13 protein-coding genes, 1 tRNA gene and 1 other RNA gene are annotated in these 14996 nt (G+C 68.4%); 12 read left to right on the forward strand and 3 right to left on the reverse strand.

The genetic code is table 11. The features are described from left to right. Positions 1-93: 93 nt before the first annotated feature. Positions 94-1146, forward strand: coding sequence for an ATP-dependent DNA ligase (locus tag CA982_RS01165; RefSeq protein ID WP_086533501.1), 1053 nt, complete (start codon positions 94-96; stop codon positions 1144-1146). Between the two features lie 2 nt (positions 1147-1148). Beyond that, a complete protein-coding gene (locus CA982_RS01170) occupies positions 1149-2249 on the forward strand; it encodes a DNA polymerase domain-containing protein (protein ID WP_086533502.1) in 1101 nt (366 codons plus the stop codon). Positions 2250-2263: 14 nt separating this feature from the next. Here the strand turns inward: CA982_RS01170 and CA982_RS01175 are convergent, their stop codons facing one another. After that, positions 2264-3112, reverse strand: a complete 849-nt coding sequence (locus tag CA982_RS01175) for an NmrA/HSCARG family protein (protein WP_086533503.1) — start codon at positions 3110-3112, stop codon at positions 2264-2266. Between the two features lie 78 nt (positions 3113-3190). On the opposite strand from CA982_RS01175, the gene CA982_RS01180 reads away from it, so the two are divergent. From CA982_RS01180 to CA982_RS01205, 6 genes are all read left to right on the forward strand, one after another. After that, positions 3191-3279, forward strand: a tRNA-Ser gene (locus tag CA982_RS01180). Positions 3280-3435: 156 nt separating this feature from the next. Beyond that, an RNA gene (gene ffs, locus CA982_RS01185) (signal recognition particle sRNA small type) lies at positions 3436-3530 on the forward strand. A gap of 71 nt (positions 3531-3601) precedes the next feature. Then, positions 3602-4876 (forward strand): aspartate aminotransferase type Ic, encoded by a 1275-nt coding sequence (locus tag CA982_RS01190; RefSeq protein ID WP_086533504.1) that lies wholly within the window; start codon positions 3602-3604, stop codon positions 4874-4876. Positions 4877-5030: 154 nt separating this feature from the next. Then, complete coding sequence (locus CA982_RS01195; RefSeq protein ID WP_086533505.1) at positions 5031-6524, forward strand: glycosyltransferase 87 family protein; 1494 nt, start codon at positions 5031-5033, stop codon at positions 6522-6524. A 43-nt stretch (positions 6525-6567) separates the two neighbouring features. Beyond that, positions 6568-9069, forward strand: coding sequence for a DNA polymerase III subunit gamma and tau (locus CA982_RS01200; RefSeq protein WP_086533506.1), 2502 nt, complete (start codon positions 6568-6570; stop codon positions 9067-9069). 49 nt (positions 9070-9118) lie between these two features. Further along, a complete protein-coding gene (locus CA982_RS01205) occupies positions 9119-9910 on the forward strand; it encodes a M15 family metallopeptidase (protein ID WP_143412509.1) in 792 nt (263 codons plus the stop codon). Between the two features lie 44 nt (positions 9911-9954). On the opposite strand, the gene CA982_RS01210 is transcribed toward CA982_RS01205, so the two are convergent. Then, the gene (locus CA982_RS01210) at positions 9955-11277 is read right to left on the reverse strand and encodes a class I SAM-dependent methyltransferase (protein ID WP_086533507.1); all 1323 of its coding nucleotides are present in this window, start codon (positions 11275-11277) and stop codon (positions 9955-9957) included. Further along, positions 11274-12656 (reverse strand): FAD-binding oxidoreductase, encoded by a 1383-nt coding sequence (locus tag CA982_RS01215; RefSeq protein WP_086533628.1) that lies wholly within the window; start codon positions 12654-12656, stop codon positions 11274-11276. Before CA982_RS01215 ends, CA982_RS01210 begins: the two co-directional genes overlap by 4 nt. Before the next feature lie 81 nt (positions 12657-12737). Here CA982_RS01215 and CA982_RS01220 point away from each other — a divergent pair, with 81 nt between their 5' ends. Genes CA982_RS01220 through CA982_RS01235 form a run of 4 tightly spaced genes read left to right on the forward strand, consistent with a single transcriptional unit; the run spans position 12738 to position 14940 of the window. Beyond that, positions 12738-13175 carry an SRPBCC family protein gene (locus tag CA982_RS01220; RefSeq protein ID WP_086533508.1) on the forward strand — a complete coding sequence of 146 codons (438 nt, stop codon included), beginning with the start codon at positions 12738-12740 and terminating at the stop codon, positions 13173-13175. Between the two features lie 54 nt (positions 13176-13229). Further along, positions 13230-14192: a pseudouridine synthase gene (locus tag CA982_RS01225; protein WP_244176083.1), complete on the forward strand. Its 963-nt coding sequence runs from the start codon at positions 13230-13232 to the stop codon at positions 14190-14192. A 24-nt stretch (positions 14193-14216) separates the two neighbouring features. Next, positions 14217-14546, forward strand: coding sequence for a hypothetical protein (locus CA982_RS01230; RefSeq protein ID WP_004021587.1), 330 nt, complete (start codon positions 14217-14219; stop codon positions 14544-14546). Next, positions 14524-14940 (forward strand): YbaB/EbfC family nucleoid-associated protein, encoded by a 417-nt coding sequence (locus CA982_RS01235; RefSeq protein ID WP_004021588.1) that lies wholly within the window; start codon positions 14524-14526, stop codon positions 14938-14940. The genes CA982_RS01230 and CA982_RS01235 overlap by 23 nt, the downstream gene beginning before the upstream one ends. Positions 14941-14996: the final 56 nt, after the last annotated feature.

A 14996-nucleotide genomic window follows, 5' to 3' on the forward strand; every position in this document is an offset into this window, starting at 1 on the left:
CCGGTCTGCCTCAGCGGCCCGGACGACGCCCCCGGGTGCGTGGCTGCGCGTAGGCGTTGCGGTCGCGTCGAGGAGTGAGGAACGATGAGTTTCATGGATCTTCCGGTCATGCCGCCCGTTGCGCCGATGCTGGCCAAGGCGGTGACCAGCGTGCCGCCACAGCCGGACGGTTCGGTGGCGTGGTCGTATGAACCCAAGTGGGATGGTTTTCGCGCGTTGATCTTCCGCGACGGCGACGAGGTCTCGATCGGATCGCGCGGCGGCAAGGACCTGGCCCGGTACTTCCCCGAGATCGTCGCGGCGGCGAAGGACGAACTGCCCGACAAGGTGGTCCTCGACGGTGAGATCGGGGTGCCCGCGCTCATCGGCGACACCCATCGCCTCGACTGGGATTCGCTCGCACAGCGGATCCATCCGGCGGAGTCGCGCGTCACCATGCTCGCGGAGAAGACACCGGCGATCTTCATCGGCTTCGACGCGCTGGCGCTGGAGTCGACGAGCGTGATGGCCGAACCCTTCGAGGTGCGCCGGGAGGCGCTGCTGCGGGCGGTCGGTCCGGGCGGGCGGGATCGTCACGTGCATGTCAGCCGGGTGACGAGCGACCCCGCGGTCGCCGAGGACTGGTTCTCCGCCTTCGAAGGTGCCGGGCTCGACGGAGTCGTCGCCAAGCGACTCGACGGCGTGTACGTCGAGAACAAGCGGGAGATGCTGAAGATCAAGCACAAGCGCACGGCGGACTGCGTCATCTTCGGCTACCGAATCCACAAGTCAGGGACCGGGATCGGTTCGATGCTGCTCGGATTGTACGGCGACGACGGCGAACTGCGGATGGTCGGCGGGGCCGGGGCCTTCTCCGACGCGAAACGGATCGAGTTGCAGCAGATGTTCGAGCCGATGCGGCTGGACCCGGAGAAGGCGTCACCGGGTGAGCCGACGCGGTGGCGGTCGGAGAAGTCGGGGGAGTGGATCCCGATCCGCCCAGAGCTGGTTGCGGAGTTCGCCTATGACCAGATGGAGAACCATCGGTTCCGGCACACCGTGAAATTTCTCCGATGGCGGCCCGATCGAGAACCGGAGAGCTGCGGCTACGACCAGCTCGACGTCCCGCTGACCTACGATCTCCACGACGTCCTCGAAGGAGAATGACCATGGCATCTCGTTCTCCCGCAGAGGAACTCGACGTCGACGGAGTCCCCGTCCGGATGAGCAACCCGGACAAGATCTACTTCCCCGAGCTGGGCGAGAACGGTGGCCGCAAGCGCGATCTCGTCGGGTACTACCGCGCGGTCGCGCTCGGCGACCTCACAGGCGACGGGGACGGCAGCGGTGACGGGCCCCTGATGCGTGCCACCCGTGACCGGCCGACCTTCCTGCAGCGGTTCCCCGACGGCGTCGAAGGGGAGGAGATCTACCAGAAGCACATCGCCAAGAAGCGGCCGGAGCATGTCCAGTCCACCCCGATCGTGTTCCCGTCCAAGCGGACCGGCGACGCGATCCGGCCCACGGTGCCCGCTGATCTCGTGTGGGGTGCGAACCTGGGCACCGTCACCTTTCACACCTGGCCGACCCTGCACCCCGACAACGACCATCCCGATCAGCTTCGCATCGACCTCGATCCGCAGCCCGGCACGACCTTCTCCGACGTGCGCCGCGTGGCGATCGAGGGGTTGAAGCCGCTGCTCGACGAACTGGGCTTCGCCGGTTTTGCGAAGACCTCCGGCGGGCGTGGGGTGCATGTGTACGTGCCCATCGAACCGCTGTGGGATTTCATCGCGACCCGACGCTGTGTCATCGCGATCGCCCGCGAACTCGAACGCCGCGACCCGGACGCGGTCACCACGTCGTGGTGGAAAGAGGAACGGGGCGAACGGATCTTCATCGACTACAACCAGAACGCCCGCGACCGCACGATGGCGTCACCGTATTCCGTCCGCCGCAGCGCCCGCGCGCGGGTGTCGACGCCGGTGACATGGGACGAACTCGCCGATGTCGACCCGGACGACTGCACCATCGCGACCGTCCCGAAGCTCCTCGCGGATCGCGGGGACCCGTGGGCCGACATCGCCGACCATCGGCGCGGCGTCGAGAAGCTGCTGGAGATGGTGCAGGCCGATGACGCAAACGGTTTGGGTGACATGCCCTATCCGCCCAGCTACCCAAAGATGCCGGGGGAGCCGCCGCGTGTGCAGCCGAGCAAGAAGGTCGCCGAGCACTGGGACGCGCAGGGCAACCGTCGCGCCGACGGCTGAGCGACGCGGTCGGCTCAGCGGCGCAGCGCCTCCGCCGCCCAGGTGGCGAAGCTCTGCCACCCGACATCGGGGAAGCGCCGGTGCAGGGTGGGGATGTCGACCTCGTAGCCGCGCCCGCCGAGGAAGGTGAACATCGCCCGCATGTCCTCGGACTCGATGCGTTCGGGGTCGTAGGACTCCGCGGTGACCGTGGTACCGAGGACCTCGCCGATGATGCGCGCCATCTCGGCCGGCGTCGGCTGGTCGGACGCGAGGTCGATGCGCTGCCCGATGTGGACCTCGGGTGCGGCGAACAGCGTGGCGACGAGTCGCCCCAGGTCGCGCCGCGAGAGCTGTTGCAGCGGCTTGTCGGCGGGCATCGCGATCGGCATCACGCCCGCCGCGAGTGCGTCGGCCCCGCCGAGCAGGTTGTCGAAGAAGTAGGCCGGGCCGACGATCGTGTGCGGGATCTCGGTGGCCGCCAGCATCTGCTCGACCTCGAACTTGGAATCGAAATGCGGCACGCCCGTCTGGCGATCGGCCGAGGCGACCGAGGAGAACACCAGGTACGGGATCGATGCGGACGTGGCCGCTTCGATCAGTGCGCGACCCTGACCGATCTCGGCGCCGACCCCGGATTCGAAAGGCGTGGTGAGTGCGAACACGCCCGCGGACCCGGTGAACGCCTCGGTCAGACCCACGCCGCTCACGATGTCGCCGACCGCGAGTTCGACGCCTCGATCGGCCAGGCGCGCCGCCTTGCCCGACACCGCGTCCCGCACGACGGCGCGGACGGGGAAACCGGCGTCGAGCAGCGCATCGAGTACGGCGCCGCCCTGCCCTCCGGTGGCTCCGACGACAACGACTGGAGAGGAATCCGCCATGTCGTCGACCCTAGCGGTCACGCTCGGCCGCCGGACGGTTTGGGTTGGTGCGCGCTCGGCGGCTATCATCTCGACGTTGGAGGATTCGCCTAGTGGCCTATGGCGCTCGCCTGGAACGCGGGTTGGGTTAACAGCCCTCAGGGGTTCGAATCCCCTATCCTCCGCCACCGAAGGTCCGCAGTGACACCCCGCTCGGGTGACACCGCGGACCTTCGTCGTTTGCAGCAGTCGTTTGCAGCAGTCGTTTCCAGGACCCGACCGGCCGCCCGGAACGGCTTCGAGGACCCCGGCTCGCGGCGCGGGAACCCCTCGCTACACTGGACGACGGATCCCGCGCGGCGTGCATCCTGTGAACTCCCCCAGGGCCGGAAGGCAGCAAGGGTCAACGGGCTCTCTCGGGTGCGCGGGGTCCCCTATATCCCAGATACGAAGATCCAGGTCTGCGGCGTCGGCCACCCGCACCGGCGTCGAGCCGCGAGAGGGCCAACGTTGAATTTTCACTCGATGAGTGCCGACCAACTCCGGAACACCCAGGCGGATCTGACCAAGCAGTACGAGTCGCTTCGCGCGCTGGGGCTCAAGCTCGATCTCACCCGCGGCAAGCCGGCCCCCGAGCAACTCGACCTCTCCAACCCGCTGTTGTCGCTGCCCGGCGACGAGTACCGCGACGGCGCGGGCACCGACACCCGCAACTACGGCGGGCTCAACGGGCTCCCGGAGCTGCGCGGGATCTTCGGCGAACTCCTCGCCGTCGACCCCGACAACCTCATCGCGCTCGGCAACTCGAGTCTCGAGATCATGCACGACCTCACCGTGTTCGGGATGCTGCACGGCACCGCGGACTCCGATGAACCCTGGGGACGTCAGCCGATCAAGTTCCTGTGCCCCTCGCCCGGGTACGACCGCCACTTCGCGATCACCGAGAGCCTCGGCATCGAGATGATCCCGGTGCCGATGCTGCCCGACGGCCCCGACGTACGGGTGTGCGCCGAACTCGTGGCCGCCGATCCGAGCATCAAGGGCATGTGGGCTGTCCCGACGTACTCGAACCCGACCGGTGTCACCTTCTCCGAGGAGGTCACGCGGGGACTGCTCGAGATGTCCGCGGCGCCGGACTTCCGGATCTACTGGGACAACGCCTACGTCGTCCACACCCTCGTGGAGAACCCGCCGACCGCGCTGCCGATCCTCGAGATGGCGGCCCAGGCCGGGCACCCCAACCGGGTGTACGTCCTCGGCTCGACGTCGAAGATCACCTTCGCCGGCGCGGGCGTCTCGTTCTTCGGATCGTCGCCGGAGAACCTGGCCTGGTTCAGCAAGTACCTGTCGCTGAAGACGATCGGACCCGACAAGGTCAATCAGCTGCGGCACCTGAAGTTCTTCGGGGACGCCGACGGCGTGCGGGCGCACATGGCCCGCCATCGGGAGATCCTGGCACCGAAGTTCCAGCTCGTGCTCAACATCCTCGACGATCGACTCACCGAGTCGAAGGTCGCGTCGTGGTCGGAGCCGGAGGGCGGCTACTTCATCAGCCTCGATGTCGTCGACGGCGCGGCCCGGCGCACCATCGAGCTGGCAAAAGAGGCCGGCATCGCCCTCACCGCTGCCGGGTCGGCGTTCCCGTACAAGACCGATCCGCACGATCAGAACATCCGCCTCGCGCCAACGTTCCCGAACACCGACGACCTGCGTGCCGCGATGGACGGGGTGTCCACCTGTGTTCTGCTCGCCGCGGCGGAGACCCTTCTCGCCCGGTCCAGCTGACCCGCCGCGCGCACTCGCGGCCGCCGAGACAGCGGCCGCGGGAGCTCTGAACCGCGCCGACACACCGGCAACGCGCCGATCGCGGCGTTAGATTGCTCTCATTCCCCGGCGAGTGCGCTGGCGTGCACGCCACTTTGTGACAGGCTTTCAAATCGTGAATCTGCCCAGGCCGGTTCTTCTCGCAACCGGTTTCGCCGTCGTGGGGGTCATCGCACTGGCGCTCCAGGACGTCGTCGTACCCTTGGGCGCCCAGTTCTGGGGATTGCTGAACAACCAGATCGACCTCGCCGTCTACCAGGCGGGTGCGCGGTCGGTGACCAGCGGTGTCAGCCTCTACGACGTCAAGATGATCGGCGATCTGGACTACACCTATTCGCCGTTCTCCGCGTTGCTCTTCAGTCCGCTGGCCTGGATGTCCTTCGACCTCGCGCGTCCGTTGTGGACCGCAGGCATCGTCGTCGCGCTCTACCTGGTGATCATGCTGAGCTTCCGCAGTCTCGGCCGGCCGGTGACCTGGCCGCTGCGGGTCATCGCGGTGTCGCTGGTTGCGGTGGCGATGCTGTTCGAGCCGGTGCGGACGACGATCTGGTACGGACAGATCAACGTCTTCCTGATGCTCGTGATCCTGGCCGACCTGGCGCGTCCCGACGGTGGACGCCTCAAGGGTTTCTGGACCGGCGTCGCGGCCGGTATCAAGCTGACCCCGCTGATCTTCGCCGGGTACTTCCTGGTGCAGCGGAACTGGCGCGCCCTCGCCGGGGTCATCGGCGGTTTCGTCACCACCGTGCTCATCGGTTTCGTGGTGCTGCCGGGGGATTCGTGGTCGTACTGGACGGGCAAACTGTTCGAGTCCGACCGGGTCGGGTCGGCGCAGTTGCGCGGCAACCAGTCCCTCCGCGGCATGCTCGCCAACCACCTCGACACCGACAATCCGCCGACGCTGCTGTGGCTCGTCGTGGTCCTCGCGGCGCTCACGGTCGGCTTCGCGGTCGCGACGTACGCCCATCGCAAGGGCCAGGAACTCCTCGCCGTCAGCATCGTCGGCATGACCGCCTGCGTGGTGTCGCCGATGTCGTGGGGCCATCACTGGGTCTGGTTCATCCCGATCCTGGTCATCGGGATCCACCTGATCCTCGACGTCCGACGGTCGCGTACCCCTCGGGTGTGGGCAGGCGTGGGGGTTGCAGCCCTGATACTCCTCGCGTTCTCATGGCCGACGCATGTACCCGCGCTGATCCCCGACGGCTACTACACGGGGTTGTATGTGAAGACACACATCCGATGGCTGAACTGGTTCACCGTCAGCCCCTACCTGTGGGCCTACCTCGGGGTGCTCGTCGCGACGGTCATCGGCCTGCGGATGGTCGGTGGTCGCGGCAGGTCGTCGACGTCCTCCGATCCGATCATCCCGGCCGGCGTAGCGGCCGCTGTCATCGCCGACGGCGGGCTGCCGACCGGTGATGCGGGCAGTTCCGGGGGCGGGGACCGCCGGCAGGCGGACACGGGTGGCGACGAGTCCGGACCCCGCGAGTCCCAGGGCCCGTCCGAGCCCACCGACCACGTCCACGGGATGGCCGATGACCTGGTCGGAACCGATGGCGAACCCGTCGGCGAGACACCCGAACAGGGGCCCGCTTCGCCAGTGTGAGGCACACTCATCGAGTGTCACGGGTCGCCGGTAGTCTCGACGCGTGGCTCTGTATCGCACCTATCGCCCGGCTACCTTCGCCGACGTCGTGGGGCAGGAGCACGTCACCGATCCGTTGAGCCGCGCCCTGGATTCGGGGCGCATCAATCACGCGTATCTGTTCTCCGGTCCGCGTGGTTGTGGCAAGACGTCGTCGGCGCGAATCCTGGCTCGCTCGCTGAACTGTGCGCAGGGGCCCACCTCCACCCCGTGCGGAACCTGCGCTTCCTGTGTGGCGCTCGCGCCGGGCGGCCCGGGCAATCTCGACGTCATCGAGCTCGACGCCGCGAGCCATGGTGGTGTCGACGACACCCGCGAGCTCCGCGACCGCGCGTTCTATGCGCCCGCCGAGTCGCGCTACCGCGTGTTCATCGTCGACGAGGCGCACATGGTGACCAACGCGGGCTTCAACGCGCTCCTCAAGATCGTCGAGGAGCCGCCGGAGCACCTGATCTTCGTGTTCGCGACCACCGAACCCGAGAAGGTCCTCCCGACCATCCGGTCGCGAACCCACCACTACCCGTTCCGGCTGCTCGCGCCGCCGGTCATGCGTGGCCTGCTGGAGAAGATCTGCGAGCGCGAGAGCGTGACGGTCGCGCCCGAGGTGTACCCGCTCGTGATCCGCGCGGGCGGCGGGTCTCCGCGTGACTCACTGTCGATCCTCGACCAGCTGCTGGCCGGTGCCGACGATCAGGGAGTCGCCTACGAACGGGCGCTGGCCCTCCTGGGCGTGACCGACGTCGCGCTGATCGACACCGCCGTGGACGCACTCGCCGACGCGGACGGCTCGGCCCTGTTCGGCACGGTGGAGAAGGTCGTCGACGCCGGGCACGATCCCCGACGTTTCGCTGTCGACCTGCTCGAACGTCTGCGTGATCTGATTCTCCTGCAAGCGGTTCCGGATGCCGCGGACCGTGGGCTGGTCGAGGCCCCGGGTGATCAGCTCGTGCGGATGCGCGCCCAGATCGAGACCCTCGGCCCGGCGTCGCTGACCCGATTCGCCGAGATCGTCCACAACGCGCTCGGGGAGATGCGGGGCACCACCTCGCCGCGGCTGCTGCTCGAGGTGATGTGTGCGCGGATGCTGCTACCCGCTGTCTCCGCCGACGACGCGGCGCTGCTCCAGCGACTCGAACGACTCGAGTCGGGCATCGGCACGACGTCGATCCCGGTACCGACGAAACCGGCCGAGCCGGAACCGGAGCCGAAGTTCGTCCGGCCGTCGCAACGCAAGGCGATGGAGGACGCCAAGGCCGCCCAGGCCTCCGACCGCGCGGCGGCCGAAGCCGTCGAGGCCGACACCGCCCAGCCCGCGCCCGATCGCGACGAGCAGGCGCCGGCTGCGAATGACGCTCCGGTTGTCGCTGAACCGGTTGTCGCTGAACCGGTTGTCGCTGAACCGGTTGTCGCTGAACCGGTGGCAGACGAGGCGACCGTTGCCGATGCGGCGGTTGCTGATTCGGCTGTTCCTCCCGCGAACCCGACGACCGAGCATGACCTCGACCCGGCGGCGCCGGCGGAAGCGCCCGCCGACGACGATTCGATGTTCGAGGAGCTGATCGCCGAGCAGCCGAGTGCCGAATCGCTCGAGGCCGAGCCCGCGGCAGTTCCGGCGGACACCGACGACACCGCGTCGGACGACGAGGCGGCGACCCTGATCGAGGCGCCTGCCCCGGCGACGCCGACGCAACCCCCGGCGCGTGCCGAACGGACTCCGTCCGCGCCCGAGCCGCCGTCGCGCCCGCAGGAGACGCCGGAGCCGGAACCGGAGCCGGAGCCGATCGCCGACTCCGCGTCGACGTCGCCATACGACGACATCCCGCTACCCGACGAACCCGTCGACGAGGACGACGTCCCGCCACCGGATGCGATGCCCGTCCGCGCCCGCAGGCCCGAACCCGCACCCGAGCCGGAAGCAGAAGCCGAGCCCGAACCCGAGGCGCCCGCGGGCCTCGACGCCGACACGGTGCGCAAGCGGTACCAGGACATCCGGGCCGCAGTGCGTGAGCGTTCGAAGAGTCTGGAGCCGATGCTGTCGGCGGCGGTCATCGCCGACGTCGACGGAACGACCGTGGTGCTCTCCCACCCCGTCGAGGTCCTCGTCGGGCGGTTGTCGGCGCCACACGCCGTCACGATCATCCGGGAGGCGCTCACCGAGGTCTTCGGTACCGAGCTCGACGTGCGGACGGTGCACCAGGCGCCGGGCGCGGCCGCGCCCACCGCCACGTCCTCCGCACCGACGTCGAAGCAACCGGGTAAGGCACGCCAGTCGTATTCACGGCCGAGTCGCGCACGGGACCAGTCGGCGACGCCGGCGCCCGCACCGGAACCGGTGGCCGAGCCGGAGGAGCCCGAGCCGCCACGTGCCGACGAGGACATCCCGCACGACGAGCGGGCCGAGATGGTGGCCGACGCGCGCACCGGGAACCCCGAGCAGCGGCTCGACCCGGACCAGGTGGCGCTGGAACTGCTCAAGTCGGAGCTGGGCGCCAGACCGCTCGAGTGACCGGGCGGGCCCGCGGTGCGCACTCGTCTCACCGTGGTAGAACGCACAGATGCGACGAGTAGCGGTGCGCATCGGACTGTCACTGATGTCGGTGACGGCTGCGCTCACCATGTCGATGGCGTGCGCTGCGGCGACCCCGACCGAGACATCTGTGGATGGTGGGTCGCCCGGCGGCGGCACATCGGGATCGGAGGTGAGTGCACCCGTTGCCGGGCTCGCCCCGTCGGTACGGATGCCGGTCGACCGGCGGGTCAGCGCGGTCGGTTTCGTCGACGTCCGGACCGCGGTTCCCGACGCCGTCCTCGACCTGCGCTATGCGACGACCGACAACTTCGTCGGCGAGCGGCTGTACCCGCCGAACGCCCGATGTCTGGTCCATGAATCGATGACCCCGGGACTCCGGGCCGCCGCGCGGATTCTGCGCGCCCGCGGCGAGGCGCTGGTGTTCTGGGACTGCTACCGACCGCACTCGGTGCAGCAGAGGATGTTCGCCAAGGTGCCCGACCCGGCGTGGGTCGCCCGGCCGGGACCGTACTCGACCAGCCACGAAGCGGGACGCTCGGTCGACGTGACCCTGGCCGTCCGGAGACCGGACTGTCCGGCGGCTCGTGTCGTCGACGATCGGTGTCGTCTCGACATGGGGACCGACTTCGACTCGTTCACCCCGCGGGCCACCGCGTATGCGACAGACGGGGTGTCGGCGCCGGCGCGGGCCGCGCGAGCCCGCCTACGCGAGGCGATGGCCGCCGGTGGGCTGACGGTCTACGCGGGGGAGTGGTGGCACTTCGACGGACCCGGCGCCGACGTCCGCCGCCCGGTCATCGACGTGCCGGTCGCCTGAGCGTCGGGACCCCTTCGTGGCTCAGGGAGCAGGGCGGGTCGCCCTCAGGCATCCCACCAGGGTCGTAGCGGTACCTGGTGGCCGCCGTCCTCGTCGAGCTTGGTGGCGAGCACGTGATGGAGCTGGATGATGTTGCGGTCGAAGCCGATCCGGCATCCGGCCATGTAGAGACCCCAGAGCAGCGCGGTGCCCTCGCCGACCTCGGCCACCGCCTCGTCCCAGTGCTCGACGAGATTGATGTTCCAGTCGCGCAGCGTCATCGCGTAGTGCTCGCGGAAGTTCTCCTCGTGGATGACCTCCATGCCGCCGATGTCCTGGAGCTTCGAGATGATCTTGCCGGAGCCGGTGAGCTCGCCGTCGGGGAACACGTAGCGGTCGATGAAGGAGCCCGCTTTGCTGCGGCTCGCGTTGTCGGGCCGGGTGATGCAGTGGTTGAGCAGCATGCCGCCGGGACGGAGCTTGTCGCGCATGAAGCCGAAGTAGGCGGGGTAGTTGTGGACGCCGATGTGCTCGGTGAGACCGATGGACGACACGGCGTCGAAGCCGCTTTCGGTGACGTCGCGGTAGTCGCTGTGCCGGACCTCGGCGAACTCGCCGAGGCCTTCGTCGGCGATCGCCTTCTGGGCCCACTGCGCCTGTTCGGCGGACAGCGTCGCCCCGATCGCGTGTACACCGCGTCGGGCGGCATAGCGGACCATTCCGCCCCAGCCGCAACCGATGTCGAGGAGGCGGTCGCCGGGCTTGAGGCGGAGCTTCTCGAAGATGAGACGGTACTTGTTCTCCTGCGCGGCTTCCAGCGATGCGTCGCGTTCCGGGTAGACGGCGCACGTGTAGGTCATCGACGGTCCGAGTACCCACTCGTAGAACGTGTTCGAGACGTCGTAGTGGTAGTGGATGACCTCGGCATCGCGGGACTTGCTGTGCCGCAGTCCTTCCGCGAATCGACGCCAGCGCGGCACGGCCTCCTGTGGCGGCGGTGCGATCGGCTTGAAGTGCTCGATGCCCAGCGACCGTGCGATGTGCGCGAGCGCCAGCGGGGAGGGGCGGTGGAACTGCAGGTTGCTGGCGAGGGCCTTCAGTGCCGGGTACGGGTCGCCGGGGTGGGCGCCGATGAGTTCGAGATCGCCTGCGATGTAGGCCCGTGCCAGCCCGAGGTCGCCCGGCGCGGTCACCAGATACGTCGTCCCCCGCGGGGTCTTCAGGTCGAGGCCGTACTGGGCATCCGCGGGCCCGGCGCTGCTGCCGTCGTATGCGGTGATCCGGATCGAGAGATTCCCGCCGAGGAGGGTCTCGAAGATCTCGGCGAGGGTCATCTTGCCGGCGTGTGAGTCGACACTCGACGGCGTGCTGTCCTTGAACGTGGTCATTGGCGTTTCACCGCTTTCGCATAGAGGTCCAGCAGACGGCCGCGCGGGTCGTACCGCTTCTTGAGGAGCCGATAACTCTCTCCGCCGTAGAGTTCGTCGAACTCCTCCGGCGTGTAGAAACTCTCTGAGTACAGCGACTTGTGGCCGTCGAGTTCGGCGACCTTGCGTTCGATGATCTTGTTGGTGTGCCCGGGATCGCCCGGGGTGACCGGCACGGCCGACCAGAAGCCGACGTTGACGTAGGTGCGTTGCGGGGCAAGGGGATACAGCGGCCAGGGGCGCACCGGATCGGCGCCCGGGAGGGCCGGCTCGCGGAGGCGCAGTGGGCAGAGCCAGATCGGTTCGATCGGGATGTCGGTGAGGAACCACTCCACGTACTCGGCGGTCCGTTCGATGGGTACCTCGATGTCCTGCACGACCCGCTCGCCGGGGGGCAGCCCCTTGCGGGCGTTGAGCCGGTCGCCGATGTCGAATCGCTGGTCGAGTCCGATGAGCTTCCAGTAGAAACTGCTGCGCAGGTACCGCTTCGGCCACCAGCGCCGGATCTTCGGGTTCTGGGCGCCGAACGCGCGCGAGCACCAGAACCAGTCGGTGTCCCAACGCCAGAGGTAGTCGTGGATCGTGAGCCGATCGGTGGTCTTCTCTTGGATCGAGCGGTAGAAGACATCCATCCCGGTGTAGTCGCTGACCGGCCCGTTGTCGTCGGTCTGACGGCCGAGCGTCAGGTAGGACTCGTTGGCGGAGAACACGACTCCGTCGAGGTAGTCGACGGGTTCGCCGTCGTGCGTCTTGCTGGAGACGATCGTGTCCATGGCCGATTGAAGGTCGGTGATGGAGGTGAATCGGAGATGACGCAACGCCACATAGGGCTTCACCGGCTCCAGCTCGATGCGGAGGCGGACCGAATATCCCAGCGTGCCATACGAATTCGGGAATCCGTAGAAGAGGTCGGCGTGCTCATTGGTCGGCGTCGCCGTCAGGATCTCGCCGTCGCCGGTGAGAATGTCGATCTCCAGCACCGATTCGTGGGGCAGGCCCGAACGGAACGACGTGCTCTCGATACCGAGACCGGTGACCGCCCCGCCGAGCGTGATCGTCTTGAGCTGCGGGACGACCAGCGGCGCGAGGCCGTACGGCAGGGTGGCCGCGACGAGGTTCTCGTAGGTACACATCCCGGCGACATCAGCGGTCCGCGCCTCCGGGTCGACCGAGATGACGCGATCGAGCCCGGAGACGTCCAGTCCGGGATGTGGATTGGCGGCACGCTTGCGGAAGAGGTTGGACGTCTTCTTCGCAAGGCGCACGGTTGCGTGCGGCGGGATGGCACGATAACTGGCCAGAAGGTCGGACACCCCCTGGTCGAATGCCGCTCCCCCCATCTCCAGCCGGTTACTCACCCGGATAGCCTAGGACTTGATCAGTTCGCCCGCCAATCGTTTCGTACTGAGGAGTGTCCAATCGTGGGTCAGGTTTCCGCATCGCAGTCGCTCGACATCGCCGCCGCCCCGGACGCTGTGGTCGGAGCGCTCGCCGATTACAACGACGTACGCCCGGCGATCCTCCCGGAGCAGTACCGCGACTACAAGGTGATCAGCGGCGGCAACGGCGACGGCACCGTCGTGCACTGGATTCTGCAGGCGACGTCGAAGCGGCAGCGCGACGTGCAGGCGACCGTCAGCGTCACCCCGGACACCGTCACCGAGCGCGACGCCAATTCGACGATGGTGACCACCTACACCGTCGCTCCGTCGGGAAGCGGTTCGCGCGTCACGACCACCACCACGTGGCAGGGTGCGGGCGGCATCGGCGGATTCTTCGAGAAGACATTTGCGCCGAAGGGTCTCAATCGAATTCAGGCCGAGGTGCTCGGCAACCTGAAGAAGCGCCTCGAGAGCTGACGACCGGCGAGCGAGTCGGCGGCGTCGGATGATCGGCTCCGTCGGAGGTGCCCGATGACCGGGCCGGGGCCGGCCGGTCCCGCTCGGCGCCGCCGTGGCCGGGCGCGGCCGTCGCCGTTGCCCATTCGCGACGGCGTCGACGCCACGCGCGTGGTGGTGCGAGCGGGGCCGGAACTGACGGTGGGACAGGCTCTGCTGGCAATGCCCGGTCTGGCGGGCCTGACGGCCGACAACCTGCGTCGACGAGCCTCCGCCGGCGAGGTCGTCGATGCGGACGGCCACCCGGTGGATCTCGATTCGCCGTCGCGCCGCAACATCTCGCTCTACCTCTACCGCGACCTCGACGACGAGGTGCCGGTCCCGTTCGACCTACCGGTGCTCTATCGCGACGAGAACATCGTCGTGGTGGACAAACCGCACTTCCTCGCCACCATGCCCCGCGGTCGGCACGTGACCGAGACCGCGCTGGTCCGGTTGCGGCGGGAGCTGGGCTCCGACACGGTGTCGCCGGCGCATCGGTTGGACCGGCTCACCGCCGGAGTGCTGCTGTTCACGCTGCGGCCCGAGGTGCGGGCGGCCTATCAGAATCTGTTCGCATCCCGGACCGCGCGCAAGGAGTACCTCGCGCTCGCGCCCGCCGACGAGACGCTCACCACCACCGTGACCGTGCAGGATCGGATCGAGAAGACCGCGGGCGACCTCCGCGCGCTCGTCGTCGACGGACCCGTCAACGCCATCAGCGACATCACCCTCGTCGACGGCGCGGGACCCCACGGCGTCTACCGGCTGGTGCCGCACACCGGCCGGACGCATCAGCTCCGCTTGCACATGGCATCACTGGGTGTGCCCATCGTCGACGATCCGCTGTACCCCGAGGTGCGCCCGGAACTGGCGGCGCGCCCCGACCGCGCGGACTTCTCGAGGCCGTTGCGCCTGGTGGCGCGGGTACTGGAGTTCACCGACCCGCTGACCGGTGAACACCGGAGATTCGAGAGCCTGCGGTCGGTGTCGGGGTAGGACACCACGATCTACGCTGGCCACATGACCATCCGAGCGTCCTACGAGCGGCATCCCGACCTGGGTTGCGAGGCCGTGGTCTTCATCGACGACGAGTCGCTGGCGTGTTTCCAGATCCAACGCGATCTCGTCGGCGGACCGCGCGCCGACGAGTACTGCGTCACGACCGGGGCGAGTGCCCCGATCTACGGCGCGATCACGCAGTGGCGCCGGGTCGACGACCGCTTCGAGTTCGCGCTGACCGCGCGAGCGGGCCGACTGTTCGGCGACGAGGTCTTGTCCTTCGAGGTCGCGGCCGTCGAGGAGTCGACCGTCGACGACATCGCCGCGCATGTCGATCGGTTGCTGCGCTGACGCTGCGACTACCCTGGGCCGGGTGACGCAACCATTCGATCCCAGCGCGTTGTTCGGCGGCGGTCAGGGCGGGGAGAACCCGATGGCCGGACTGTTGGCGCAAGCGCAGCAGATGCAGGAGAAACTCCTGTCCGCGCAGAACGAGATCGCGGCGGCCGAGGTGGTCGGCAGTGCGGGCAACGGACTCGTCACCGTGACCGGGAACGGCACCGGGGAGGTGACCGCGGTGTCGATCGACCCGAAGGTCGTCGATCCCGACGACGTGGAAACCCTGCAGGATCTGCTGCTCGGGGCGCTCGCCGACCTGTCGGAGAAGCGTGAGCAGCTGGCCAGCGAGAAGATGGGCCCGCTGGCCGGAGGTCTCGGCGGCGGCCTCCCCGGACTCGGCGGCTGAGCACTTCCCACCCGCGCACGCACGACGCCGAACGACGAGTAGAAACCCCGGACACC

The sequence above is a fragment of the Gordonia lacunae genome, assembly GCF_002149015.1.
GTDB lineage: Bacteria > Actinomycetota > Actinomycetes > Mycobacteriales > Mycobacteriaceae > Gordonia > Gordonia lacunae.

Bases quoted from the DNA above. Each gene is read 5' to 3' on its own strand.
- CA982_RS01165 (WP_086533501.1), top strand. From the start codon at position 94: ATGGATCTTCCGGTCATGCCGCCCGTTGCGCCGATGCTGGCCAAGGCG.
- CA982_RS01170 (WP_086533502.1), top strand. From the start codon at position 1,149: ATGGCATCTCGTTCTCCCGCAGAGGAACTCGACGTCGACGGAGTCCCC.
- CA982_RS01175 (WP_086533503.1), bottom strand. From the start codon at position 3,112: ATGGCGGATTCCTCTCCAGTCGTTGTCGTCGGAGCCACCGGAGGGCAG.
- CA982_RS01205 (WP_143412509.1), top strand. From the start codon at position 9,119: ATGCGACGAGTAGCGGTGCGCATCGGACTGTCACTGATGTCGGTGACG.
- CA982_RS01210 (WP_086533507.1), bottom strand. From the start codon at position 11,277: ATGACCACGTTCAAGGACAGCACGCCGTCGAGTGTCGACTCACACGCC.
- CA982_RS01215 (WP_086533628.1), bottom strand. From the start codon at position 12,656: ATGGGGGGAGCGGCATTCGACCAGGGGGTGTCCGACCTTCTGGCCAGT.
- CA982_RS01225 (WP_244176083.1), top strand. From the start codon at position 13,230: ATGACCGGGCCGGGGCCGGCCGGTCCCGCTCGGCGCCGCCGTGGCCGG.
- CA982_RS01230 (WP_004021587.1), top strand. From the start codon at position 14,217: ATGACCATCCGAGCGTCCTACGAGCGGCATCCCGACCTGGGTTGCGAG.
- CA982_RS01235 (WP_004021588.1), top strand. From the start codon at position 14,524: ATGTCGATCGGTTGCTGCGCTGACGCTGCGACTACCCTGGGCCGGGTG.